Source organism: Streptomyces sp. NPDC005866 (assembly GCF_040629895.1).
Lineage (GTDB): Bacteria > Actinomycetota > Actinomycetes > Streptomycetales > Streptomycetaceae > Streptomyces.
In genome coordinates, this window is record NZ_JBEXWP010000030.1 from 91,773 (window position 1) to 116,027 (window position 24,255).

The window sequence follows — 24,255 nt, forward strand, 5'->3', positions numbered from 1 at the left end:
GGGACCGCCCCTGCCTGCGGCCCTCCCATGGTGGTTCACCCATGGAGTCCGTCTCAGAGCCGACGGTACTTGTCGATGTCCTCCGCAAACTCCTGGATGGCCTGTGCGGTGAGCGTCGGCCGCGTGTCGGCGATGGCGGTCATGTAGTCCTCGGTCGTGGCCGGCCGGCCCCGACGATGGGTGACTTCGCGCTCGAACGCCGCCTGTGCGCCCTTGCGGGCGGCGAACTCGATGTCCGCCGGGGTGAACAGCTCGCTGGCCCGGACGAGTTGGGCGATGTCCACCGACTCGACGGAGGTCTCGACGGAGGTCTCGACGGAGGTCCTGAGATAACGGGTCCAGATCGCCGCGCGGGCGGTCGCGTCCGGAGGGCCGATGGGGATGACGTAGTCGAACCGGCCCGGCCGCAGGAACGCCGCGTCGAGAGAGCGAACCGAGTTGGTGGCACAGGCCAGCAGCCGCGCGTCGTGCTCACGGAAGATGGGGATGAGCTTGAGCAGCTCGTTGGTCACTCCGTGCCCGGGATCGACCGCCTTCCCGGAGCGCGCACCGGCGATCTCCTCGACCTCGTCGATGAAGAGCAGAACCGAGTCCAGTTCTGCCAGGTCCGCGAAGACCTCCCGCAGCGCCACGGCCAGTCCCTCGTTCGTGTCGGCCGCGAGCCGGGAGGGGAAGAGTTCCACGAACGGCCAGCCGAGCCGTGAGGCGACCGCTTTGGCGAAACTGGTCTTTCCGGTGCCCGGCGGGCCGAACAGGATGATCGCCTTGGGCGGGACGACGCCGTAACGGTCTGCCAGCGCCGGTTCGGTCAGCGGGAGCACGACACGGCGTTCGACGACCTGCTTCTCCTGCTCCATGCCGGCCATGGCGTTCCAGAGCCCCCCGGGCAGCACGCGGCCGCCCAGCGCCGCGAGGACCTCCGCGTTGGCGGTCTCAGGGGGTTCGAGTTTCTCGTAGTAGGTGAGACCCTCGCGGATCCGGTAGCCGGAGTTCTGCAGAGCCTTCGTCCCCGCGGCGCCGGCGGGCAGCAGCGCGCTGATGTGGCGCACGCCCAGTGCCCGCAGGCGCCGCTCGAGATCGGAGAGGAGTGCGCTGCCGATCCCGCGCTCGCGCCAGCGGGCGGCGAGCGCCATCAGGAGGATCCACCCCCGCTTTCCGTACGCCTGTGCCACGGCCATGCCGACCAGTTCATCGCCGACAACCGCGACGACCGCCGTCTCTCCGGCCTTGGCCGCCGTCATGACCTCGGACACCGCGAACACCTGGTCCTCGTCGGCCCGGCGGCTCTGGTCCCAGATGTCGATGGCCTGGTCAAGATCGTCTTCGTGGTAGTCACGCAGGTGCCAAGCAGGCATCGCCACCACCTCACACGGCGCGGGAGTTCCATTGTTCCCTCCGAAGCGCTGCGTGACGAACCCAGGCGGGCTCCAGGCAGCCCACCGGACCCCTGAAAGCGGCGGCAACGCGGCTCAGTGCAGCAGCGTCGCCGGGCTCCCGCCGTTCGCCTCGTAACCCGCCACGGCCAGCGCGCGGTAGAGGGCGAACTCGGCGGCCGGGCTCGCGGACAGCGTCCACGGCAGGGCCCCCACATGCCCGTCGACGTGTATCAGCTCGCCCATGGCCTCCGCCCAGCGCTCGGAGCGGACCAGGAAGAAGACCAGCAGATGCCGGACATGGGCGAGCATCGGATCGTCCTGGCGGGCCGAGTGCTCCGCGTGCAGGGCGCCGTGGACCGCCTTGGTGACGACCTCGCTCTGGTAGAAGCTCGCCACCAGGTTCACCTCGGGGAGGTGCTCGAAGACCGCGAACAGCGGCATCGCGGCCAGCAGCGAGCCCTGCGGGGCGCGCGCGGCGGCCGCCTCGGCGAAGGAGTACGCCAGCTCACGCGAGCCGTGCCACTTCTCGCACCAGTAGTGCAGCGCCGCGAGATGCGCCCCCATGTGCGAGGACGCGCGGTCCAGGATCTTCAGCCACAGCTTCTCGAACTCCGGCCGCGGGTAGTTCAGCCCGCGGGCCACCGAGAGCTCGACGATGTAAGGCACCGGGTCCCCGGGGGACAGCAGCGCCGCCTGCCCGCAGGCGTCCCTGGCCTCCTCCATGATGATCCGGAAGTCGTCCGTGCCCGGCGTCGACGTCCGCCACGCCTGCTGGACCAGGAACTCCGCGTGCACGGCCGCGCCGCCCGCGTCCTTGGGCTGCTCGGCCCGCCACACCCGCAGCCACTGCCCGCCCGGCGTCTCACTGATCCCGCCCGGCCGCTGCTGGAGCTCCAGCGCCGCCGCGCCGGCGAAGGCCTGCACCCGCTGCCAGCGCAGCTCGCCCGCGATCTCCGTGCCCGCGAGCAGCTGCGCCGCCGCTCGGTAGTCCTGGCTCCGCTGCACCAGGTCGAGGACGTCGAGCAGGTCCTGGTCGGCGCCGGGCATCCGGATGTCCAGCTCCTCCTCGCGCACGAAGCCGTAGTCCGCCGGGTCGGCGGCGTCCGGGTGGCTCGGGTGGACCCGCTCGATCATGCCGCGCCGCCGCCGCAGGACGGGGAGCAGCACGAAGCTCAGCAGGAGCAACGCCATCAGGGCCCAGAGAATCGCCATGCGCTAAGCGAACCAGACGGCGCGGACAATTGGCCAACCGGTCCCGCGACCTGTGGACAACGCACTGCGGGCGCGGGAGCACTAGGCTCGTCATCCATGAGCGACAGGCACATCAGTCAGCACTTCGAGACGCTCGCCATCCACGCGGGCAACACGGCGGACCCCCTCACCGGTGCGGTCGTACCGCCGATCTACCAGGTCTCGACCTACAAACAGGACGGCGTCGGCGGCCTGCGCGGCGGCTACGAGTACAGCCGCAGCGCCAACCCCACCAGGACCGCCCTGGAAGAGAACCTCGCCGCGCTGGAGGGCGGCCGCCGCGGGCTCGCGTTCGCGTCCGGACTGGCGGCCGAGGACGCCCTGCTGCGCACGCTGCTCAGCCCCGGCGACCACGTGGTCATCCCGAACGACGCGTACGGCGGCACGTTCCGGCTGTTCGCGAAGGTCGTCTCCCGGTGGGGCGTGGAGTGGTCCGTCGCCGACACCAGCGACCCGTCCGCCGTGCGCGCCGCGATCACGCCGAAGACCAAGGCGGTCTGGGTGGAGACCCCGTCCAACCCGCTGCTCGGCATCACCGACATCGCCGCCGTCGCCCAGGTCGCCCATGACGCGGGCGCCAGGCTCGTCGTCGACAACACCTTCGCCACGCCGTACCTGCAGCAGCCGCTGTCGCTCGGCGCGGACGTCGTCGTGCACTCGCTGACGAAGTACATGGGCGGTCACTCGGACGTGGTCGGCGGCGCGCTGATCGTGTCGGACCAGGCGCTGGGCGAGGAGCTGGCGTACCACCAGAACGCGATGGGCGCGGTCGCCGGGCCGTTCGACTCGTGGCTGGTGCTGCGCGGCACCAAGACGCTCGCGGTGCGCATGGACCGGCACAGCGAGAACGCCACCAGGATCGCCGACATGCTGAGCCGTCACGCGCGAGTGACGCGTGTCCTCTACCCGGGTCTGCCCGAGCACCCCGGGCACGAGACCGCCGCCAAGCAGATGAAGGCCTTCGGCGGCATGGTCTCCTTCCAGGTCACGGGCGGCGAGGAGGCGGCGGTCGAGGTCTGCGACCGCGCCAAGGTGTTCACCCTGGGGGAGTCCCTGGGCGGTGTCGAGTCGCTGATCGAGCACCCGGGCCGGATGACGCACGCCTCGGCGGCCGGTTCCGCCCTTGAGGTGCCCGCCGACCTGGTACGCCTGTCCGTGGGCATCGAGAACGTCGACGACCTGCTGGAGGACCTCCAGCAGGCGCTGGGTTAGTTCCGCCGGTTCACCAGCCGACGATGGGCGGAGTCGTCGTGGACGGCGGCTGCGCCCATGGCCGGACCAGAACCGCCCACACGGTGAACGCCACCGCCGCCGCGCACAGCAGCAGCCACAGCGCGCGGCGGGCCGTGCGCCTGCGGCGCAGCATGCGGCCGCCCCGGCGCAGCACCTCGCCGTAGAGGTCGGGTGGCACCGGTGGCGGTTTCCGCTCCATGATCCGCCGGGCGGCGGCCTCGCGTTCGGTGCGGTTCACGACGGCACCACCTTCGCGCCCCTCACCGTCGGCGCCGCCCTTTCGGGCGGGTGCAGCAGGGTGGCGGTCGCCCGGTCGCAGATGGCGTGCACCCGGTCCGTGGGCAGGCCGAGCAGCGCCGCCGTCTGCTCCTCGGCGACCCCCTCGTACAGCCGCAGCACCAGGATCAGGCGTTCCTGGGGCGTGAGGTCGGCGAGGGCGCTGCGCGGGTGCGGGCGGGTGCGGCTCAGCGGGCCGCCGTACTGGTGCCAGGCGGAGTTCGCGAAGCGCAGGGCGAGGTGCTGGCGGGCCCGGTCGTACGGGTCCTCACCGTGCGGCCGGTCCCAGCACGCGTACGTGTGCGCGAGCGCGAGGGTCAGCAGGCGTCGCGCGCGTGGGCAGGCGTCCGGGGCTTCGGCGGTGAGCAGGGTCGCGGCATGCAGCAGCCGTCCCGCCGCGCCCGCGACGAACGCCTCGAACTCCCGGGCCCGGCGGGCGTCGTGCAACGCCTGCCGCTCGCGCACCGTGCCTCCCCGTCTGCGGGGCCCCACCGCGTCCGGGACCCGGACGCGGATACGACGGGGGCCAGGTCTCATATGAGGCCAGGGGTGGCCCCGCGGTCAAGAGCCGGGCGACACGCACGTGTGCCGGACGCGGGGGGCGGGAGGTCGGCGGGTGTCCGCGCTGGGCGGCTGTCCGCGCTCGGCGGCTGTGTCCGGGAGGCCGACGAGGGAGCCGACGAGTGGAGGCGTCCGGCCAGGGGTCAGGAGGCCGGCGGGGTGTCCGTGTCCGGCTGGACGGCCATCCGCGCGGACAGGGCGCTGTTGAAGCGCGTGAGCAGCGCGCAGAACGTCTCGCGCTCCTCCGGCTCCCAGTCCTGCGTCAACTCCGCCATCAACTGACGCCGTGACGAACGCACTTCGTCCAGCCGTGAGAGCCCGCGCGGGGACAGCTGGAGCACCACGGCCCGCCCGTCCTCGGGGTGCGAGGTGCGCTTGACGAGCCCGGTGTCGACCAGCGGAGCCACCTGCCGGGTGACCGTGGAGGAGTCGATCCCCATGCTCGCGGCGAGCGCCTTGACCCCCATGGGGCCTTCCTTGTCGAGGCGGTTGAGCAGCAGATACGCGGCGCGGTCCATGGAGTTGCGCACCTGCCCGACGCCGCCGAGGCGGGTCTGTTCGGCACGGCGGGCGAACACCGCCACCTCGTGCTGCAGCGTGTCGAGGAGGCCGGTGTCACCGACGGTCGTCATGTCCATCGACATTTCAGGTGTTGTGGGCATGGCCGGAGGCTCACTTCATGAAGAGTGCTGGTGTGGGGGACAGAGTACGCGGACGGGGGGCGAGCCGTACCGGCGCTGCGCAAACCGGTCTCGGAGCTTGGTCACACCCGAGGCTTCGGCCTGTGAACTGCGAGACTTGGGTCATGAGCTACAGCACGGCTGACTCCTTGCGCCCCGTCACCCTCGACGACGTACGCGGCGCTCAGAAGATGCTCACGGGCGTGGCGCGGGTGACCGCGATGGAGAGCAGCAGGCACCTGTCCCAGCTGGTCGGCTCGCCGGTGCACCTCAAGTGCGAGAACCTCCAGCGGACCGGTTCGTTCAAGCTGCGCGGCGCCTACGTGCGCATCGCCGGGCTGCTGCCCGAGGAGCGCGCCGCCGGGGTCGTGGCCGCCAGCGCCGGGAACCACGCCCAGGGCGTGGCACTGGCCTCCGCACTGCTTGGCGTGCACGCCACGGTGTTCATGCCCAAGGGCGCCCCGCTGCCCAAGATCAGCGCCACCCGGGAGTACGGCGCGGAGGTACGGCTGCACGGCCAGGTGGTCGACGAGACGCTGGCCGCCGCCCAGGAGTACGCGGCCGAGACCGGCGCGGTGTTCATCCACCCCTTCGACCACCCCGACGTCATCGCAGGTCAGGGCACGGTCGGTCTGGAGATCCTGGACCAGTGCCCGGAGGTCGGCACGATCGTCGTCGGTATCGGCGGCGGCGGGCTCGCGGCCGGGATCGCCGTCGCGGTGAAGGCGATCAGGCCGGACGTACGGATCGTCGGGGTCCAGGCGGAGGGCGCGGCCGCGTATCCGCCCTCACTCGCGGCCGGGCGCCCGGTCTCGGTGCGAAACCCGGTGACCATGGCCGACGGCATCAAGGTCGGGCGGCCCGGTGAGGTGCCGTTCGCGCTTGTCGAGGAACTGGTCGACGAGGTCCGCACGGTCGGCGAGGACCGGCTCTCCGCCGCGCTGCTGCTGTGCCTGGAGCGGGCCAAGCTGGTCGTGGAACCGGCCGGCGCCGCCCCGGTCGCCGCGCTGCTCGCCGAGCCCGGCACCTTCGCCGGACCGGTCGTCGCCGTGCTGTCCGGCGGCAACGTCGATCCGGTGCTGATGCAGCGGTTGCTGCGGCACGGCATGTCCGCGCAGGGCCGCTACCTGGCCGTACGGCTGCGGCTGACCGACCGGCCGGGCGCCCTCGCCACCCTCCTCGGGGTGTTGTCGGCGGTCGACGCCAACGTCCTGGACGTGAGCCACGTCCGGACCGACCCCCGGCTCGGGCTCTCGGAGGCGGAGGTCGAGCTGCACCTCGAGACCATGGGGCCCGTGCACTGCACCGAGGTCCGGCAGGTGCTGCGCGAGGCCGGTTACACGGTCATCGACTGAGACGGGGCGGCCGCTCCTCGCGGGAACCGGCGAGGTCAGGACCTGTTCATTCACTCGTTCGGGGAAATCTGTCGACTGACGCGATACATCGCGTTATGGTGTGTCGCGTGGTCACGATTGCGCCCGCCTGCCGTCGCACCGGCGAAAACCATAGGCGGGCCGCTGCGCACATACCTAGCCTTTTTCGAAGCACCCCCGACGACGTGGAGACTGATATGCCAGGCGCCATCTATGCCGAAGGCCTGGTCAAGACCTTCGGTGACGTAAGGGCCTTGGACGGCGTCGACCTCGATGTCCCAGAAGGCACGGTCCTCGGACTGCTCGGGCCGAACGGCGCGGGCAAGACGACGACCGTCCGCTGTCTGACGACCCTGCTCCGCCCCGACAGCGGCAGGGCGGTCGTCGCGGGCATGGACGTGGTCAAGCAACCGGACGACGTACGCCGCTCCATCGGCCTGTCCGGACAGTTCGCGGCGGTCGACGAATACCTCACCGGCCGCGAGAACCTGCAGATGGTCGGCCGGCTCTACCAGATGCGGGCGAAGCAGGCCAAGGACCGCGCGGTCGAACTGCTGGAGCAGTTCCACCTCGCCGACGCAGCCGACCGCCCCACCAAGACCTACTCCGGAGGCATGCGCCGCCGCCTCGACCTCGCCGCCGCCCTGGTCGTCTCGCCGCCCGTCATGTTCATGGACGAACCGACGACCGGCCTCGACCCCCGCAACCGCCAGCAACTGTGGGAGGTCATCAAACAGCTCGTCTCCGGCGGTACGACGCTGCTGCTCACCACCCAGTACCTGGAAGAGGCCGACCACCTGGCCCATGACATCGCGGTCGTCGACCATGGCCGGGTCATCGCCCAGGGCACCTCCGACCAGCTCAAGGCCCGCACCGGCGGCGAGCGCGTCGAGGTCGTGGTGCACCAGCGGGACCACATCCGGACCGCCGCCGAGGTGCTGCAGGGCTTCGGCAAGGGCGACACCACCGTCGAGGAGCACACCCGCAAGCTCACCGTCCCCGTCACCGGCGGCGCCAAGCTGCTGGCCGAGGTCATCCGCGAGCTGGACACCCGGGGCATCGAGATCGACGACATCGCCCTGCGCCGCCCCACCCTCGACGACGTCTTCCTGTCCCTGACCGGACACACGGCCGAGGAGAAGACCGGGGACGCCGAGGACGCCGAGCAGGGCCAGAAGGACACCCGCAAGGACAGCCGCAAGGAGACCGTGAAGTGAGTGCCGTCAGCGACACCGTGCGGGTAGCCGCCCCCGGCAACGCCCTCAGCCAGTCCTTCCGCGACTCGATGGTGGTCGCGAAGCGCAACCTGATCCGGATGTCCCGGATCCCCGAGATGCTCATCTTCGGGCTCATCCAGCCCATCATGTTCGTGGTGCTGTTCACCTACGTGTTCGGCGGCTCGATCAAGGTCGGCTCCTCCACCTCCACCCAGGCCTACCGTGAGTTCCTGATGGCCGGCATCTTCGCGCAGACGGTGACCTTCGCCACCGCGGGAGCGGGAGCGGGCATCGCCGACGACATGCACAAGGGCCTCATCGACCGCTTCCGGTCGCTGCCCATGGCGCGTGGTGCGGTGCTGACCGGCCGTACCATCGCCGACCTGGTGCAGACCGCGCTCACCCTCGTCGTGCTGGCGGTCGTCGCCCTGATCGTCGGCTGGCGCACACACGAGAACCTCGGCAAGGTGCTCGCCGGATTCGCCCTGCTCCTGCTGCTCGGCTACGCGTTCTCCTGGATCGGCGCGCTCATCGGCCTGTCCGTGCGCACCCCGGAAGCGGCGACCTCGGGCGGTCTGATCTGGCTGTTTCCGCTGACGTTCATCTCGAACGCGTTCGTGGACGCGAACCAGATGCCGGCCTTCCTGCGCCACATCGCGGAGTGGAACCCGTTCAGCGCCACCGTGCAGGCCAGCCGCGAGCTGTTCGGCAATCTTCCTCCGGGCTTCAGCGCGTCCGGCGCCTGGCCCATGCAGCACCCCGTCTGGGCCTCACTAATCTGGTCGGTCGTGATCATCCTGGTCTTCCGGACGCTCGCGGTCCGCAAGTACCGTTCGGCCACCGCGTGACGCAGCCATGACCGCTACGCAGCCATCACCGCGTCACGCAGATCAATGACAAGGCCCCCGGCGTCACACGGACGCCGGGGGCTGGTGTCTGTTCGCGTCAGCCGGAGTAGGGCTCGGCCTTGAGGATCTTCACCGAGGCCTTCTTGCCGTTCGGCAGTTCGTACTCCGCGTCCTCGCCCACCTTGTGGCCGATGACACCGGTGCCCAGGGGGGACTGCGGGGAGTAGGTCTCGATGTCGGCGCTCGCGTATTCACGCGAGGCCAGGAGGAACGTCATGGTGTCGCCCTCGTCACCGTCGAAGGCGATGGTCACCACCATGCCGGGCGCTACGGCGCCGTCCGCGGAGGTCGGAGCCTCGCCGACCTTGGCGTTCTCCAGAAGCTGGGTCAGCTGGCGCACACGGAGCTCCTGCTTGCCCTGCTCCTCCTTGGCCGCGTGGTACCCGCCGTTCTCGCGCAGGTCGCCCTCCTCGCGCGCGGCCGCGATCTTGGCGGCGATCTCCGTGCGCGCAGGACCAGACAGGTACTCCAGCTCGGCCTTGAGCTGGTTGTACGCCTCCTGGGTCAGCCAGGTGACGTTCTCGCTGGTCTGGGTCACAGGTGCTCCTCGTCGGTACTGGGAATACAAAGCATCGCCCTACCCCGAAGCATGGTCCTTCATGGATGGGCGAAACCACGAGCCTAACAATTCAACGGCGGAAGGGGGAGGACATAAGCCATGAGAATTATGTCAACGCAGGTCAGCGCCTACGTATTCCGGCTGACGTCAGTCGGCGTGGCAGCCGAGCAGCTCCGCCGTGGTGCCCCGGGCCGTCGTACGGAGCGTGACCACCCGGTCGATCCGGGTCGCGGAACCGGTGAAGCGGAAGTCCGCCCGGCCCACCTCGGAGCCGTCCGCCCCCTGGGAACGCAGCGTGCAGTAGCCGGCGGAGCCGGAGGCCTTGTGGACCTCCAGATGCACCTTGACCGCGCCGTCCGAGGCGTCGAAGGCGACGACCTGGGCGCTGATCTCGCTCTTCACGACATAGTGGTAGGCGAAATAGCCGACCAGCGCGAGCAGCAGGGCACCGAGGACGGCGCCGGCGACCTTGAGTCTGCGGTCGGCGTGCTCGTCCGAGGAGCTGCCGTAGCGGCCCTCGGGCAGCCGCGTGCTCGCGGTACTCATGATCGTCCTCCCGGCAAGAACCACCCCGGACCCGGCAAGACCCGGACCCTGGAATTATTCGTCCCCCGAGTCGGTCACTATAGAAGCGCCGATCGCACCCGAAGACACCGGGGCGCCGACTTACTGAGGATTGAGTCTTGACTGACCAGTTGCGACTGATGGCCGTCCACGCCCACCCCGACGACGAGTCGAGCAAGGGCGCGGCCACGATGGCGAAGTACGTGTCCGAGGGGGTGGACGTGCTGGTCGTGACCTGCACGGGCGGGGAGCGCGGCTCCATCCTCAATCCCAAGCTGCAGGGCGACGAGTACATCGAGGAGCACATCCACGAGGTACGCAAGAAGGAGATGGACGAGGCCCGCGAGATCCTCGGCGTCAAGCAGGACTGGCTCGGCTTCGTCGACTCCGGCCTGCCCGAGGGCGACCCGCTGCCGCCGCTCCCCGAGGGCTGCTTCGCCCTGGAGGACGTCGACAAGGCGGCCGGCGAGCTGGTGCGCAGGATCCGCGCGTTCCGCCCGCAGGTGATCACCACCTACGACGAGAACGGCGGCTACCCGCACCCCGACCACATCATGACCCACAAGATCTCGATGGTGGCCTTCGAAGGCGCGGCCGACCCCGAGAAGTACCCCGAGAGCGAGTTCGGCCCCGCCCACCAGGCGCAGAAGCTCTACTACAACCAGGGCTTCAACCGCCCCCGCACCGAGGCGCTGCACAACGCGTTGCTGGAGCGCGGCCTGGAGTCGCCGTACGGGGACTGGCTGAAGCGGTGGAGCGAGTTCGAGCGCACCGAGCGCACCCTGACCACGCACATCCCGTGCGCGGACTTCTTCGAGATCCGCGACAAGGCACTGATCGCCCACGCCACGCAGATCGACCCCGACGGCGGCTGGTTCAAGGTCCCGATGGACCTCCAGAAGGAGGTCTGGCCGACCGAGGAGTACGAGCTCGCGAAGTCGCTCGTCGATACCTCCCTCCCCGAGGACGACCTCTTTGCGGGCATCCGCGACAATGCCTGACATGAGCGCAAGCCTGGCACTGACGCACCTCGTCCCCCTCGCCAAGGAGGTCGACGAGAACAAGGTCACCCCCGGCGTCCTCGGCTTCATCGTCTTCGCGGTGATGGCCGTGGCCGTCTGGGGCCTGATGAAGTCCATGAACAAGCACATGCGGAAGGTCGACTTCAAGGAGTCCCCGGACGCCAAGGCGGACACGGGCACTCCCACGGCCGACTCCGGGGCACAGCGGGGCTGACCCCGCTCACGCCTCACCCGGCACCGGCACCCCCATCACCTCCCGGGCGTGCCGGCTGGGGACCATGCCCAGACGCCACGCCTGCCAGCCGGACTCCAGGCTCACCCCGCGGTCCAGGAACAGGCCGTACGCCGTGACGTACTCGGTCAGCTTCTCGTCGCGCAGGGGGTGGGCCGTCCGGGAGAGCTGGGCCAGGTCCTCCTGGGCGACCGCGGTGCCCACCTCCACGCCGCCGGGTGCGGCGTAGGGGAGCAGGGTGCAGCGCAGAAAGCGAGCCCAGTCCTCGCCGCGGCGGTCGCCGTACGACGTGAACAGGGTGATCGCCTCGTCGCACAGGGCCAGGGCCTGCTGGGTGCGGGTGTTGCCGGCGTCCACCACTGCCAGCTCCAGACCGCTCCATGCCTCGCCGTGGACGACACCGATGCGCTGGAAGTCGGCGCGGGCGTCGACGAGGAGCTGACGGGCGAACCCCGAGTTGCGGAGCGAGCCGGTCTGGGCCGCCCGCTGGTCGCGGGTCACGCGGGCCGAGTGATGACGGGCACAGGCCAGACCGTAGACGTCCCGCATCCGGGAGAACATCGTGCGCGAGCGCTCCAGCTCACGGACCGCCTGGTCCAGGGTGCCGGTCTCCTCCAGGGCCTGGCCCAGGTAGTACACCGTCCAGGCCTCACCGCGCGCGTCCTCGTTCTCACGGTGCCGGGCCGCCGCCTGGCGCAGGCCGTCGACCGCAGGGGACGCGTCACCGTCCACCAGCCGGGCACGCGCCAGCTGGGTCAGCGCCCAGGCCTCGCCACGGGCATCGCGCGTACGGCCGTAGCGCTCCAGTGCCGCTCCCAGCTCCCGCTCCGCACGCGGCACGTCGCCCATCCGCAGCGCCAGCTGGCCGAGCTGGAAGTGCGCCCAGGCCTCGCCGTGCACCGAACCGCCCTCCCGGTGCAGCACGAGCGAGCGGGTGAGCAGGTCCGACGCCTCCGGCAGCCGGGCGCGGTCGCGCTGCACCGCCGCGAGCGCGTGCATCGTCCAGGCCCGGTCGGTCGCCAGCTGCGGAGCCGCCTGGAGATCCAGGGCCTCCTGGAGCTTGGCCGCCGCCTCGGTGAGGTTGCCCTGGTGGTGCAGGGTGATCCCGAGGGAGCACAGGGCACGGGCCGCGCCGGCGTCGTGATGCGCCTCCAGGTAGAGGTCGACGACCGAGGTGAGGGTGGTGCGGGCCTTGTCCAGTTCGCCCAGGTGACGGGCCGCGATACCGGTACGCCACTGCACCGAACGCACCAGCAGGCCCTGGTCCACCGCCTGCGCCAACTCGCTGATCTCACCGAGCCGGTAGAGGTCGCCGCGCAGCAGACAGTAGTCGCACAGGGCGCCCAGAAGGTTCTGTACGGCCGCCTGGTCGACGCCCTCCGCATGCCGGAGCGCCGCCGTGATGAAGCTCGACTCGTCGTCCAGCCAGCGCAGCGCCTCGTCGAGGGACGTGAAGCCGTGCGGGCTGAACCGGTCCGAACGGGTGGACATGTTGCCGTCCACCAGGCGCAGTACGGAGTCGGCGAGCTCCCCGTAGTTGACGATCAGCCGCTCCTGCGCTGCCGTGCGGTCGGCCGGCTCCTCCTCGTCGGTGAGGCGGGCTTGGGCGAAGGAGCGGACCAGGTCGTGCAGACGGTAGCGGCTGCCCCGGACATGGTCGATCAGGCCTGCCTGCGCGAGCGCGACCAGATGGCGGGTCGCCTCCGCCTCGTCGGTGGCCAGCAGGGCGGCCGCGGCCGCCGCGCCGAGCGAGGCCCGGCCCGCCAGCGCCAGCCTTCTCAGCAGGCGGCGCCCGGTCTCCGACTGGTCGGTGTAGCGCAGCCACAGGACCCGCTCCACCGGCTCGACCGGACCGTACGCGCCGAGATCCGTCGCCAGCTGGAGCGGCGAACGCGAGCCCAGCGACGAGCCCGCCACCCGCAGCGCCAGCGGCAGCCCGCCGCACAACTCCCGGATCCGCTCCGCGGACTGCGCGTCGTACGGACCCGACGTGTCCTGCGCCGCCGCGTCCAGCAGCTCCTCCGCGCCCGCGGCGTCCAGCGCCGTCACCGGGAGCTGGTGCACCCAGGCAGGCAGGTCCGCGGGCAGATCGAGCGGCTCCCGGGCGGTGACCAGGACCAGGCTGTCGGACCGCTCCGGGATCAGCGTGCGCACCTGCTCGGCATCCGAGGCGTCGTCCAGCACGATCGTGACCGGAAGACCCGTGAGGTGCTGGTGGTACAGCTCACTGAGCCGCTTGACCTGCTGGTCGGGCGAGGAACGCTCACGGAACAGCAGCTGTTCGCGCGGCGCGCCCAGCCGGTTGAGCAGATGCAGCAGCGCGTCCCGGGTGGGCAACGGCGGCTCGCCCCGGCTGTCGCCGCGCAGATCCACCACGACCGCACCCCGGAAGAGGTCCTTCAGATCGTGGGTGGCACGGATCGCGAGGGCCGTACGGCCGGAGCCGGGCTCCCCGTAAAGGACGACGACCGTCGGACGGGTCTCCGAGGTCGCCCGCGCCGCCTGCGCCCACTGCCGGATCCGCGCCAGCTCCTGATGGCGGCCGGCGAACGGGCCGTCCGGGTCGGGCAGCTGACCGAACGACTGCTGCAGCACCGTACGCCTGCGGGCCGCCGCGCTCTTGTCCGCGCCGCGCAGCCCCGGGCCCTTCTTCTTCGGTCCCGTGGACGCGCTGAGCACCCGCTGCTGATCGAGGAACGGACGGATGCCCCGCACCTCCAGCGCGGTCAGCCACTGCAGACGCAGCTGCTCGGGACCGCCGGGCTGGCCGGCCGCGCCGGCGCGGTGATGAGCGGCGGGGAGATGGGCACCGGCGACCTTGACGACCGTGGCGGCCGCGCCGATCACTGCGACGGTCACGCCCGCGCCGAGCGCCGTACCGGTGCCGGTACCCAGGGAGAGGTCGGCGACGGTGGCGGCGACCGCCGCGACGGCCGCGACCAGCAGGGGCGTTCCGGCGCCCTCTCTGGCGTAGCGCTGGCCGAAGCTCTGCCGGCCCGCCTCCGTCTCGTCGAGGGCGTGGGTGTAGGTGTCGTACTCCTCGGCGGCGCTCTGTGCCATCGTGTCCAGGCCGCCGCGTGCCCGTGACAGCAGCAGCTGTCCGTCGACGCGGCCGCCGGACCGGCGGACCTCCTCCTCCACGGCCTGTACCAGCAGCCGGTCGGCTTCCGCCCGGTGGGCGTCCCGCATGTCCCGTCCCCCTCCAGCGGCAACTCCATTGCCTATGAGTGTCCTTGGCGGAGAGCGAAGTTGCGAGAGGGCCGGATCTCTTCAGCGGCTGTCACCCCGGCGGAGCCGGCTCGCCCCGTCATGTCGAACCAGGCGTCCAGGATCGCGACGATGCTGTCGCCGAAGCCGTCAGGTGTGCCCGGGCGTCGCCCCGCAGCCCCGGCACCGACCCCGTGGGAGAGTGGGAGGGTGAACCGACTGGCCCATGAGACGTCCCCGTACCTCCTCCAGCACGCCGACAACCCCGTCGACTGGCGGCCCTGGTCGGCCGAGGCCTTCGACCAGGCCCGCGAGACGAACAGACCCGTCCTGCTGAGCGTCGGATACAGCTCTTGCCACTGGTGTCATGTCATGGCCAAAGAGTCCTTCGAGGACCAGGTCACCGCCGACTACCTCAACGAGCACTTCGTCAGTATCAAGGTCGACCGCGAGGAGCGGCCGGACGTCGACGCCGTCTACATGGAGGCCGTGCAGGCCGCCACCGGGCAGGGCGGCTGGCCCATGACCGTGTTTCTCACGCCCGACGCCGAGCCCTTCTACTTCGGCACCTACTTCCCGCCCGCCCCCCGCCATGGCATGCCCTCCTTCCGGCAGGTCCTGGAGGGTGTCCGAGCCGCCTGGGCAGACCGGCGGGACGAGGTCGCCGAGGTCGCCGGGAAGATCGTCCGGGACCTCTCCCAGCGGGAGATCAGCCACCAGGGCGCCCAGCCGCCCGGCGAGCAGGAACTCGCCCAGGCCCTGCTCGGCCTCACCCGTGAGTACGACCCGCAGCGCGGCGGGTTCGGGGGTGCACCCAAGTTCCCGCCGTCCATGGTCATCGAGTTCCTGCTGCGGCACCATGCCCGGACCGGTTCCGCAGGCGCGCTGCAGATGGCCGCGGACACCTGCGAGCGCATGGCTCGCGGTGGCCTCTACGACCAGCTCGGCGGTGGCTTCGCCCGCTACTCCGTCGACCGCGACTGGGTCGTGCCGCACTTCGAGAAGATGCTGTACGACAACGCCCTGCTGTGCCGCGCGTACGCCCACCTGTGGCGTGCGACCGGGTCCGAACTCGGCCGCCGGGTCGCGCTGGAGACCGCCGACTTCATGGTCCGCGAACTGCGCACCGACGAGGGCGGGTTCGCCTCCGCCTTCGACGCGGACAGCGACGACGGGACCGGCAAGCACGTCGAGGGCGCGTACTACGTGTGGACGCCCGCGCAGCTCGGCGAAGTTCTGGACGAGGACGCGGAACTCGCCGCCCAGTACTTCGGTGTCACCGACGCCGGTACCTTCGAGCACGGCCAGTCCGTCCTGCAACTCCCGCAACAGGAGAGCGTGTTCGACGCCGAGAAGATCGCGTCCGTCAAGCAGCGTCTCCTGGCCGCCAGAGCGCGACGCCCCGCTCCCGGCCGTGACGACAAGGTCGTCGCCGCCTGGAACGGGCTCGCCATCGCCGCGCTCGCCGAGACCGGTGCCTACTTCGACCGCCCCGACCTGGTCGAGGCGGCCGCCGGCGCCGCCGATCTCCTCGTACGGCTGCATCTCGACGACCACGCGCGGATCGCCCGCACCAGCCGGGACGGCCAGGTCGGCGCCAACGCGGGCGTGCTGGAGGACTACGGCGATGTCGCCGACGGCTTCATGGCGCTCGCGTCCGTGACCGGCGAGGGTGTCTGGCTGGAGTTCGCCGGGCTGTTGCTCGACCATGTCCTGGCCCATTTCACCGACCCGGAGACCGGCGCCCTCTACGACACCGCCTCCGACGCCGAGCGGCTCATCCGCCGGCCGCAGGACCCGACCGACAACGCGACGCCGTCCGGCTGGACCGCGGCCGCCGGTGCGCTGCTCGGCTATGCGGCCCACACCGGGTCGGAACCTCATCGGACCGCGGCGGAACGGGCGTTGGGCATCGTCAAGACGCTCGGCCCGCGGGTGCCGCGCTTCGTCGGGTGGGGGCTCGCCGTCGCCGAGGCGCTGGTCGACGGGCCGCGTGAGGTCGCGATCGTCGGACCCGACGGGCAGGACGACCGCACAACCACCCTGCACCGCACGGCGCTTCTGGGGATCGCTCCCGGGGCAGTCGTGGCTAAGGGGACTCCGGAGAGTGATGAGTTTCCGCTTCTCGCCGGCCGGCCGCTCGTCGGAGGGGAGGCGGCCGCGTACGTCTGCCGCAACTTTACCTGCGATGCCCCGACCACCGACCCGGAGCGGCTGAAAGCAGCACTGAGCAGCTGAAACCCCAGGGAGGAAGCGCAGGCCGGGAGAACAAGTGGCCGGAATTGTGCGTCTGTTCGGATAGATACCGCTTACGCTACGCCCGTTCCGAAACATGCTTTTTATCGGAAAGGCTGCCACGCTTCACAGATCCCCCCTAGTCTCTCCACAGACACGCGACGGTGGTGACTCACCGTCGCGTACAGGGGGCTTTGGGATCTGGGGGGATCTTCTCTTGCTGACGTCTGTCTTCATCGCGGCCGTATCGCTTGCGTTGTTCTGGATGGCGGCCTTCACTCTGTGGTGGCAGATGCACGCGTGGCGTACGCCCGAGGTGCTCGCTTCCACCCGGTTCGGCAGACCTGACGGGGGCGGGCATCTGTCCTTCTCGCTGCTGCTGCCCGCGCGGCACGAACAGGCCGTGCTCGACCACACCATCCAGCGGCTGCTGGAGTCCACGCACACCGACTTCGAGATCATCGTCATCGTCGGCCACGACGACCCCGAGACCACGGCGGTCGCGCACAAGGCCGCCGCACGCGACAAGCGCGTCCGGGTCGTCGTCGACACCCACGAGAAGAAGAACAAGCCGAAGGCCATGAACACGGCGCTGCCGCACTGCCGCGGCGATGTCGTCGGGGTCTTCGACGCCGAGGACCAGGTCCACCCGGAACTGCTCGCCCACGTCGACCACGCCTTCCGCACCACGGAGGCGGACGTCGTCCAGGGCGGCGTCCAGCTCATCAACTTCCACTCCAGCTGGTACAGCCTGCGCAACTGCCTGGAGTACTTCTTCTGGTTCCGCTCCCGGCTGCATCTGCACGCGCAGAAGGGGTTCATCCCGCTCGGCGGCAACACCGTCTTCGTACGGACGGCCGTGCTCAGGGAAGCCGAAGGCTGGGACCCCGACTGCCTCGCCGAGGACTGCGACCTGGGCGTACGGCTGTCGTCCGTCGGCAAGAAGGTCGTCGTCGCCTACGACTCCGACATGGTGACCCGGGAGGAGACCCCGGGCTCCCTGATGTCCCTGCTCAAGCAGCGCACCCGCTGGAACCAGGGGTTCCTGCAGGTCTACCGGAAGCAGGACTGGAAGCAACTCCCCGGCTTCGGGCAGCGGTTGCTCGCCCGCTACACGCTGATGACGCCGTTCCTGCAGGCGTTCTCCGGCGTCATCATCCCGCTGAACGCGGCGGTCGCCCTCTTCCTCGACGTCCCCGTCGGCATCGCCTTCCTCACCTTCCTGCCGCTCGTCACCGCCGCCGTCACCTTCGTCTTCGAGGTGGCCGGTCTGCACGACTTCGGCAAGCAGTACGGGCTGCGCGTCCGCTTCATCCACTACGTGAAGCTCGTCGTCGGCGGCCCCTTCTACCAGGTCCTCCTCGCCGGAGCAGCGATGCGCGCCGTGTGGCGCGAACAACGCGGCCGGAACGACTGGGAATTGACTACTCACGTCGGCGCGCATCTCACCGCGGCCGAGACGATCCGAGAGGACGTTCCTGCGTGACCTCCACCCTTCCCGCGGTGACCACTCCGAAGGTCCCCGCGCAGCGCCGACCTGTGCCGAAAACAGGTCCGACCGGTCGTACATCGCCGCCGCTCCGGCTCCGTTCCTCCCGCGCCGACCTGCTCCTGTGCGGTGCGCTGCTGCTCGCGATCGTCGCGGTGCAGGGCTGGAACATCGCCGACTACCCGACGCTCAGCGACGACGAGGGCACCTACCTCGCCCAGGCCTGGGCCGTCCAGGAGGGCCGGGGCCTCGCCCACTACACGTACTGGTACGACCACCCGCCGCTGGGCTGGATCCAGATAGCCCTGCTCACCTGGATCCCCTCCGCCATCGACCCCGGCCTGATGACCGTCGGCTCGATGCGCGTGGCGATGCTGCTGGTCAGCGGTGCCAGCACGGTCCTCGTCTACGTCCTCGGCCGCCGTCTCTCGCTGCCCCGCTGGGCGGCCGGCCTCGGTATGGCCCTGTTCGGGCTCTCGCCGCTCTCCGTCGTCCTGCAGCGCGAGATCTTCCTCGACAACATCGCCGTGATGTGGCTGCTGCTGGCCTTCTGCCTCGCCGCCTCGCCCAGCCGCCATCTCTGGCACCACTTCGGGGCGGGCCTCGCGGCCGCCGCGGGCGTGCTCACCAAGGAGACGATGATCGTCGTCCTGCCCGCGCTGCTGGTCACCATGTGGCGCCACGGCCACGCCGACACCCGCAAGTTCGCCCTCACCGGCGCCGTCACCGCCTGCACCCTGATCGGACTGTCGTACCCCCTCTTCGCCCTCCTCAAGGGCGAGTTGCTGCCGGGCGCCGGCCATGTCTCGCTCTGGGACGGCATCAAGTACCAGATGTCCAGGCCGGGTTCCGGCTTCATCCTGGACGCCTCGTCCGGCTCGTACGGGGTGCTGCACTCCTGGCTGTACTACGACCGCGTGCTGCCCGTCGGCGGTCTCGCCGCGGCCCTGCTGCTCCTGGTCGTCCACCGCTGGTCGGTCACCGCCCGCGCGCTGGCCGGACCGGCGCTGACCGTGGTGATCCTGGCCGCCGTCGCCATGCGCCCCAACGGCTATCTGCCCGCGATGTACGTCATCGGCGCGCTGCCCTTCCTGGCTCTTGTCCTGGCCGGGGCCGGCGCCTCCGTCACCCACGCGGTGTTCCGCAGGTGGCGCAGGGAGGGCGAGAAGCGGGCCGTGACCTACGGCCGGTACGCGCTGGCCGCCGTACTCGCCCTGGCCGCCGGGGCGTACACCGTGCCGCAGTGGTACGACGGTGACCGCACCGCCGTCACCGCCGACGCCAACGCCTCCTACCGGAAGGCCTCGCACTGGCTCGGCACCCAGGTCGCCGACCCCGCCCGCACCCGTGTCCTCGTCGACGACGCGCTCTGGCTGGACCTCGTCCACCAGGGCTACCGGCCCGGCCTCGGTGCCATCTGGTTCTACAAGGCCGACCTCGACCCGGCCGTCACCAGGACCATGCCGCACGGCTGGCAGGACCTCGACTACGTGGTCGCCTCGCCGACGGTACGGCGGGACGCCCGCGACCTGCCCAACGTCAGGGCCGCGCTCCAGCACTCCGCCCCAGTCGCCACCTTCGGTGCCGGCGAGGACCGCATCGAGATCCGGCAGATCGCAGGGGGTGCCCGTTGAGCAGCCACGAGTACACCGTCCCCGCGCCGGGACTGGAAGCGACGGAAGTCGCGGAGCCGGGCGCCGTCACCATCGTCGTACCGACCTTCAACGAGTCCGGGAACGTACGGCAGCTGCTGCACCAGATCACCGAGTCGGTGCCCGCGCGGCTGCCCTGTGAGGTCGTCTTCGTCGACGACTCCACCGACGACACCCCCGAGGTCATCCGGCAGGCGGCGCAGGACTGCCCGTACCCGGTGGCGGTACTGCACCGCGAGAAGCCGGTGGGCGGGCTCGGCGGGGCCGTCGTGGAGGGGCTGAAGGCGGCCACCTCCGAGTGGATCGTCGTCATGGACGGCGACTGCCAGCATCCGCCGTCCCTGGTACCGGAGTTGGTGGCCACGGGGGAGCGGGGCAACGCCGGGCTCGTCGTCGCCTCCCGGTACATCAAGGGCGGCAGCCGGGCCGGGCTCGCCGGCAGCTACCGGGTCGCCGTCTCGCGCGGGGCGACCTGGCTGACCAAGTCCCTGTTCCCACGCAGGCTGCACGGCATCAGCGACCCGATGAGCGGCTTCTTCGCGATCCGGCGCAGTGCGGTGACGGCCGACGTGCTGAAGCCGCTCGGCTACAAGATCCTCCTTGAGCTGGCCGTCCGGAGCCGGCCGCGCGAGGTGGCCGAGGTCCCCTTCGTCTTCCAGGACCGGTTCGCCGGTGAGTCCAAGTCGACCGCCCAGGAGGGTCTGCGCTTCCTGCGTCATCTGGCCGGCCTGCGCACCGCCTCGCCGGTCGCGCGCCTGGTCGGCTTCGGGCTGATCGGCCTGAGCGGCTTCGTGCCGAACCTCCTCGGACTGTGGGCGCTGACCGCGCTCGGCCTGCACTACCTGCCCGCCGAGATCCTCGCCAACCAGCTCGGCGTCGCCTGGAACTTCGTCCTCATCGAGCACCTGCTGTTCCGCGACCGGCGGGCCCATCGCCGCTGGTGGGACCGGGCCGGCCGGTTCGCGCTGCTCGCCAACGCCGATCTGGTGCTGCGCATCCCGCTGATCGCCCTGTTCGTCGGCCGGTTCGGGATGGGCGCGCTGCCCGCCACCGCGCTCGCCCTGGTGACGACGTTCGTCCTGCGCTTCGCGGGGACCGAGGCGTTGGTCTATCTCCCGCGCCGCACGACCGATGCAAGGAGAGCCGCTTGAAACAGTACAGACGCAGGACGGCACTGGCCGGGGTGGGCGCCCTGACCGCCGGACTGCTGCTCACCGCACCGCAGCCCGCCGAGGCGGCCAACCTCGTCAAGAACCCGGGCTTCGAGACCGCCGGCACCGACGGCATGCCGTACTGCTGGGAGAAGTCCGGCTGGGGGGACAACGACTTCGGCTTCGCGACCGTCTCCGACGCCCACTCCGGCTCCCACGCCATGCGGGTGACGCTGACCCGGCGGGTCGACGGCGACCGCAAGGCGCTGATCACCGAGTCGACCGACTGCGCGCCCGTCGTCACGGCGGGCAAGCAGTACGACCTCTCGCTCTGGTACAAGTCGACCACCCCGGACACGGCGATCACCCTGTTCCGGCACGACACCACCGCAGGCTGGCAGTACTGGACCGACCTGAAGACCCTGGACATGGCGTCCTCGTACACCCGGGCGACCGTCCGTACGCCCGAGGTCCCCGCCGGTACCGACCGCATCACCTGGGGTGTCTCGGTGTACGGCACGGGCTCGGTGACGACGGACGACTACACCATGGACCAGGTGGCCGACGTCGTGCCGCCGGGTCAGTGCACGGGCAGCAACGCCCAGTGCGCGGACGGAAGTTGGCAGGTGCTGCCGGTCCGGAACCCGGTCCGCTCCATGCACTCCGTCGTCCTCAGCAACGGCAAGGTGCTGCTGATCGCCGGCTCCGGCAACAGCGAGGAGAACTTCGCGGCGGGGACCTTCACCAGCGCGGTGTACGACCCGGCCGACGGCACGTACAAGGTCATCCCGACGCCGAAGGACATGTTCTGCTCGGGCCATGTGCAGTTGCAGGACGGCCGGGTGCTCGTGATGAGCGGCAACAAGGCCTATCCGGTCGCGGGCGGGCACGGCTACGAGGGGTACAAGGACTCGTACATCTTCGACCCGGCCACCGAGACCTACAGCAGGACCAACGACCTCAACGACGGCCACTGGTACCCCTCGGCGACCGAACTGGGCAACGGTGACGTCATCTCCTTCGGCGGGCTGCGGGAGGATTCGTCGGGCTCGGTGACGGCGGAGTACTGGTCGGACGCCCAGCAGAAGTGGCTGGGTCTGGGGGACGTCCATCAGACCTGGTCGTACTGGGGGCTGTACCCGTCGATGATCCTGATGCAGGACGGGCGGCTCTTCTACTCGGGCAGCCATGTCTTCGGCAACAACATCCCGGGCACCGGTTCCGCGGTCTACGACTACAACGCCAACACGATCACCCAGATACCGGGGCTCCGGAACAAGGACGAGCGCGACCAGTCGGCGAGCGTGCTGCTGCCTCCGGCGCAGAACCAGAAGGTCCTCACCCTGGGCGGCGGCAACATCGAGTCCAATCCGGATGCCAACCGGCTGACCGATCTCATCGATCTGAAGGACCCGAACCCGTCGTACGTCGCCGGGCCGCCCCTTCCGCAGGGCACGGTGGACCTGGGCAACGGGCCGGTGGCCGAGACCGGCAGCCAGGGCAAGATGTACGTCTCCGCCGTACTGCTGCCGGACGGCAAGGTGCTTGAGACGGGCGGTGCGCTGCACAACCGCGCCAACCCGGTGTACGAGTCGTCGGTCTACGACCCGGACACCAACGCGTTCGACTCCGTGGCCGCCGACCCCGAGGCCCGCGGCTACCATTCGTCGGCGTTCCTGCTGCCGGACGGACGGGTCATGGCCACCGGCGACAACCCGGGCAACGGCACCTGGAACCACAACGTGTCCATCTACACCCCGCCCTACCTGTACAAGGGCACCCGGCCGGCCATCACCTCGGTCATCAACCAGGAATGGAAGTACGGCGACACCCAGCGGATCACCGTCGACCGGCCCGTCGCCAAGGCGGAGTTGATCCGTCCGGCGGCGGTCACGCACTCCTCCGATCCGAACCAGCGGTTCGTCGATCTGCCGCTGTCCGTCGACGGCAACAACGTCGATCTCAACGTCACCAGCAATCCCAATCTGGCCCCGCCCGGCTGGTACATGCTGTTCGCGGTCGACGCGAACGGGGTGCCGTCGGTGGCCAAGTGGGTGCACCTGCAGGGGCCGGCCGCGATGGGGGATGCCTCCGCGCACGTCCACTCCTTCGCCGACTCGCTCGCGGGGAAGACCACGGGGGGGAGGAAGAAGCGGGCCTCGCAGCCGGTCAGTACGACCATCTCCGGGTGCGATCGGCACTACGGGTCGGTCAACGTGTGCGTGCCGACCGCGTTTCCGCGTGAGGTGAGGAAGACGGCCGCGGCGCGCTGCGCGTGGCTCAAGCAGAATCAGTACGGCCGGCTGAAGGTCAACGGCAAGGACGACCCGCTGGGTCTCGACCGGAATCGGGACGGCGTTGCCTGCGGGAGGGGTGACGTCGGCCGTTAGCCGGAAGGGTGACGTAGGCCGATAGCCGTAAGGGGCGCCTCAGTCAGGGGCGTTGGAGGACCGGGGCGCGTACCACGGGCGGTCGTGGTGCGCGCCCTTCGTCTGCGCGCATGTTCGAATACATCGCGCTTTCCGCTCGTTGTGCCGAAACACGCCATTTGCCAGCGCCGCCGGGCCCGCACCGTGGACCTGGTCCGTGAGCTGGTCGGCGGTGAGCTCGCCGGGACGACGGTGGTCGCGCTCGGGGCGGCCTTCAAGCCCAACTCCGACGACATCCGGGACGCCCCGGCGCTGGACGTCGCCTCCACGCTGCACCGGGAGGGTGCCCGGGTGACGGTCTTCGACCCGGTGGCGATGGACAACGCCCGCCGTGTCCACCCCGAGCTGGAGTACGGGACCGATGTGCTGCAGGCCGCCGCGGGCGCCGACGTCGTGGTGCTGCTGACCGAGTGGGCGCAGTTCCGGGAGATCGACCCGGAGGTCATGGGCTCCTTGACATCCTCCCCCTCTTAAAAGAGGGGGATTCCAGCCCATACGGGCTTAGGTTCACGGACACTCGACCGACGTGTGGGCGGTGTTGGCCCTCCGGCACCGGCTGAGCGCCGGGGGCGGGGAATCCCGCCCTGTCCTGCCGCGACGTTGGTTGCTGCGTTGGTGTCCGCGTTGCAGGTGAAGCCGCAGGATGAACACGCGAACTCGGCTTGGCTCTTGCGCGAGTTTTTGTCGATCCATCCGCGGGCGCTGCACCGCAGACTCGTGTAGGGGGCGGGAACGTCTTCGACTCGGCCGGGGGCCTTGTGCTCGGTGCGCTGCCGCAGCGAGCCCCAGCCCTGGGCGAGGATGCCCCGGTTCAGACCCTGCTTCTGCGCGATGTTCTTG

Annotated in this window: 21 protein-coding genes; 12 read left to right on the forward strand and 9 right to left on the reverse strand. The window is 70.4% G+C overall.

The annotated features are described in order from the left end of the window. Positions 1 to 53: 53 nt before the first annotated feature. Together ABZ396_RS34255 and ABZ396_RS34260 are read right to left on the reverse strand one after the other, a co-directional pair. Positions 54 to 1,364, reverse strand: coding sequence for a GNAT family N-acetyltransferase (locus tag ABZ396_RS34255; protein WP_358915624.1), 1,311 nt, complete (start codon positions 1,362 to 1,364; stop codon positions 54 to 56). Between the two features lie 105 nt (positions 1,365 to 1,469). Further along, the gene (locus tag ABZ396_RS34260) at positions 1,470 to 2,588 is read right to left on the reverse strand and encodes a hypothetical protein (RefSeq protein ID WP_358915622.1); all 1,119 of its coding nucleotides are present in this window, start codon (positions 2,586 to 2,588) and stop codon (positions 1,470 to 1,472) included. A 96-nt stretch (positions 2,589 to 2,684) separates the two neighbouring features. Here ABZ396_RS34260 and ABZ396_RS34265 point away from each other — a divergent pair, with 96 nt between their 5' ends. Continuing rightward, entirely contained in the window at positions 2,685 to 3,839 is a 1,155-nt protein-coding gene (locus tag ABZ396_RS34265; RefSeq protein ID WP_358915620.1) for a cystathionine gamma-synthase, read from the forward strand. Between the two features lie 10 nt (positions 3,840 to 3,849). On the opposite strand, the gene ABZ396_RS34270 is transcribed toward ABZ396_RS34265, so the two are convergent. The 3 genes from ABZ396_RS34270 to ABZ396_RS34280 form a co-directional block, all read right to left on the reverse strand. After that, complete coding sequence (locus tag ABZ396_RS34270) at positions 3,850 to 4,098, reverse strand: hypothetical protein (RefSeq protein WP_358915618.1); 249 nt, start codon at positions 4,096 to 4,098, stop codon at positions 3,850 to 3,852. Then, positions 4,095 to 4,601, reverse strand: coding sequence for a sigma factor-like helix-turn-helix DNA-binding protein (locus ABZ396_RS34275; protein ID WP_358915616.1), 507 nt, complete (start codon positions 4,599 to 4,601; stop codon positions 4,095 to 4,097). Before ABZ396_RS34275 ends, ABZ396_RS34270 begins: the two co-directional genes overlap by 4 nt. Before the next feature lie 239 nt (positions 4,602 to 4,840). Beyond that, entirely contained in the window at positions 4,841 to 5,341 is a 501-nt protein-coding gene (locus tag ABZ396_RS34280; RefSeq protein ID WP_358915908.1) for a MarR family transcriptional regulator, read from the reverse strand. Between the two features lie 161 nt (positions 5,342 to 5,502). Between ABZ396_RS34280 and ilvA the strand changes: the two genes are divergently transcribed. The 3 genes from ilvA (at position 5,503) to ABZ396_RS34295 (ending at position 8,815) form a co-directional block, all read left to right on the forward strand. Next, on the forward strand, positions 5,503 to 6,732 hold the full coding sequence (gene ilvA / locus ABZ396_RS34285; protein WP_358915614.1) for a threonine ammonia-lyase: 1,230 nt from the start codon (positions 5,503 to 5,505) through the stop codon (positions 6,730 to 6,732). A gap of 215 nt (positions 6,733 to 6,947) precedes the next feature. Next, a complete protein-coding gene (locus ABZ396_RS34290; protein ID WP_358915612.1) occupies positions 6,948 to 7,967 on the forward strand; it encodes an ATP-binding cassette domain-containing protein in 1,020 nt (339 codons plus the stop codon). Beyond that, positions 7,964 to 8,815 (forward strand): ABC transporter permease, encoded by an 852-nt coding sequence (locus tag ABZ396_RS34295; RefSeq protein ID WP_358915610.1) that lies wholly within the window; start codon positions 7,964 to 7,966, stop codon positions 8,813 to 8,815. Before ABZ396_RS34290 ends, ABZ396_RS34295 begins: the two co-directional genes overlap by 4 nt. A gap of 97 nt (positions 8,816 to 8,912) precedes the next feature. Here ABZ396_RS34295 and greA read toward each other — a convergent pair whose 3' ends face one another. Beyond that, the gene (greA, locus tag ABZ396_RS34300; protein ID WP_358915608.1) at positions 8,913 to 9,413 is read right to left on the reverse strand and encodes a transcription elongation factor GreA; all 501 of its coding nucleotides are present in this window, start codon (positions 9,411 to 9,413) and stop codon (positions 8,913 to 8,915) included. Positions 9,414 to 9,581: 168 nt separating this feature from the next. After that, positions 9,582 to 9,980 carry a DUF4307 domain-containing protein gene (locus tag ABZ396_RS34305; RefSeq protein WP_358915607.1) on the reverse strand — a complete coding sequence of 133 codons (399 nt, stop codon included), beginning with the start codon at positions 9,978 to 9,980 and terminating at the stop codon, positions 9,582 to 9,584. A 137-nt stretch (positions 9,981 to 10,117) separates the two neighbouring features. On the opposite strand from ABZ396_RS34305, the gene mca reads away from it, so the two are divergent. Both mca and ABZ396_RS34315 read left to right on the forward strand, forming a co-directional pair. Then, the gene (gene mca / locus ABZ396_RS34310) at positions 10,118 to 10,999 is read left to right on the forward strand and encodes a mycothiol conjugate amidase Mca (protein ID WP_358915606.1); all 882 of its coding nucleotides are present in this window, start codon (positions 10,118 to 10,120) and stop codon (positions 10,997 to 10,999) included. Further along, a complete protein-coding gene (locus tag ABZ396_RS34315; protein ID WP_358915604.1) occupies positions 10,992 to 11,234 on the forward strand; it encodes a hypothetical protein in 243 nt (80 codons plus the stop codon). The genes mca and ABZ396_RS34315 overlap by 8 nt, the downstream gene beginning before the upstream one ends. A 6-nt stretch (positions 11,235 to 11,240) precedes the next feature. Here ABZ396_RS34315 and ABZ396_RS34320 read toward each other — a convergent pair whose 3' ends face one another. Next, the gene (locus ABZ396_RS34320; RefSeq protein WP_358915603.1) at positions 11,241 to 14,441 is read right to left on the reverse strand and encodes a tetratricopeptide repeat protein; all 3,201 of its coding nucleotides are present in this window, start codon (positions 14,439 to 14,441) and stop codon (positions 11,241 to 11,243) included. Between the two features lie 228 nt (positions 14,442 to 14,669). On the opposite strand from ABZ396_RS34320, the gene ABZ396_RS34325 reads away from it, so the two are divergent. The 6 genes from ABZ396_RS34325 (at position 14,670) to ABZ396_RS34350 (ending at position 23,889) form a co-directional block, all read left to right on the forward strand. Further along, on the forward strand, positions 14,670 to 16,697 hold the full coding sequence (locus tag ABZ396_RS34325; RefSeq protein WP_358915601.1) for a thioredoxin domain-containing protein: 2,028 nt from the start codon (positions 14,670 to 14,672) through the stop codon (positions 16,695 to 16,697). A 214-nt stretch (positions 16,698 to 16,911) separates the two neighbouring features. Beyond that, positions 16,912 to 18,180, forward strand: a complete 1,269-nt coding sequence (locus tag ABZ396_RS34330) for a glycosyltransferase (RefSeq protein ID WP_358915599.1) — start codon at positions 16,912 to 16,914, stop codon at positions 18,178 to 18,180. Beyond that, the gene (locus tag ABZ396_RS34335) at positions 18,177 to 19,817 is read left to right on the forward strand and encodes a glycosyltransferase family 39 protein (protein WP_358915597.1); all 1,641 of its coding nucleotides are present in this window, start codon (positions 18,177 to 18,179) and stop codon (positions 19,815 to 19,817) included. Before ABZ396_RS34330 ends, ABZ396_RS34335 begins: the two co-directional genes overlap by 4 nt. Then, entirely contained in the window at positions 19,814 to 20,986 is a 1,173-nt protein-coding gene (locus ABZ396_RS34340; protein ID WP_358915595.1) for a glycosyltransferase family 2 protein, read from the forward strand. Before ABZ396_RS34335 ends, ABZ396_RS34340 begins: the two co-directional genes overlap by 4 nt. Then, entirely contained in the window at positions 20,983 to 23,376 is a 2,394-nt protein-coding gene (locus ABZ396_RS34345) for a galactose oxidase-like domain-containing protein (RefSeq protein WP_358915593.1), read from the forward strand. Before ABZ396_RS34340 ends, ABZ396_RS34345 begins: the two co-directional genes overlap by 4 nt. 183 nt (positions 23,377 to 23,559) lie before the next feature. Then, entirely contained in the window at positions 23,560 to 23,889 is a 330-nt protein-coding gene (locus tag ABZ396_RS34350) for a UDP binding domain-containing protein (protein ID WP_358915591.1), read from the forward strand. Here ABZ396_RS34350 and ABZ396_RS34355 read toward each other — a convergent pair. Beyond that, entirely contained in the window at positions 23,886 to 24,248 is a 363-nt protein-coding gene (locus ABZ396_RS34355) for a zinc ribbon domain-containing protein (RefSeq protein WP_359186641.1), read from the reverse strand. The genes ABZ396_RS34350 and ABZ396_RS34355 overlap by 4 nt on opposite strands. Positions 24,249 to 24,255: the final 7 nt, after the last annotated feature.

Coding starts and splice junctions, on each gene's coding strand:
- ABZ396_RS34280 (WP_358915908.1), bottom strand. CDS start 5,341: ATGTCGATGGACATGACGACCGTCGGTGACACCGGCCTCCTCGACACG.
- ilvA (WP_358915614.1), top strand. CDS start 5,503: ATGAGCTACAGCACGGCTGACTCCTTGCGCCCCGTCACCCTCGACGAC.
- ABZ396_RS34265 (WP_358915620.1), top strand. CDS start 2,685: ATGAGCGACAGGCACATCAGTCAGCACTTCGAGACGCTCGCCATCCAC.
- ABZ396_RS34290 (WP_358915612.1), top strand. CDS start 6,948: ATGCCAGGCGCCATCTATGCCGAAGGCCTGGTCAAGACCTTCGGTGAC.
- ABZ396_RS34315 (WP_358915604.1), top strand. CDS start 10,992: ATGCCTGACATGAGCGCAAGCCTGGCACTGACGCACCTCGTCCCCCTC.
- ABZ396_RS34260 (WP_358915622.1), bottom strand. CDS start 2,588: ATGGCGATTCTCTGGGCCCTGATGGCGTTGCTCCTGCTGAGCTTCGTG.
- ABZ396_RS34320 (WP_358915603.1), bottom strand. CDS start 14,441: ATGCGGGACGCCCACCGGGCGGAAGCCGACCGGCTGCTGGTACAGGCC.
- ABZ396_RS34305 (WP_358915607.1), bottom strand. CDS start 9,980: ATGAGTACCGCGAGCACGCGGCTGCCCGAGGGCCGCTACGGCAGCTCC.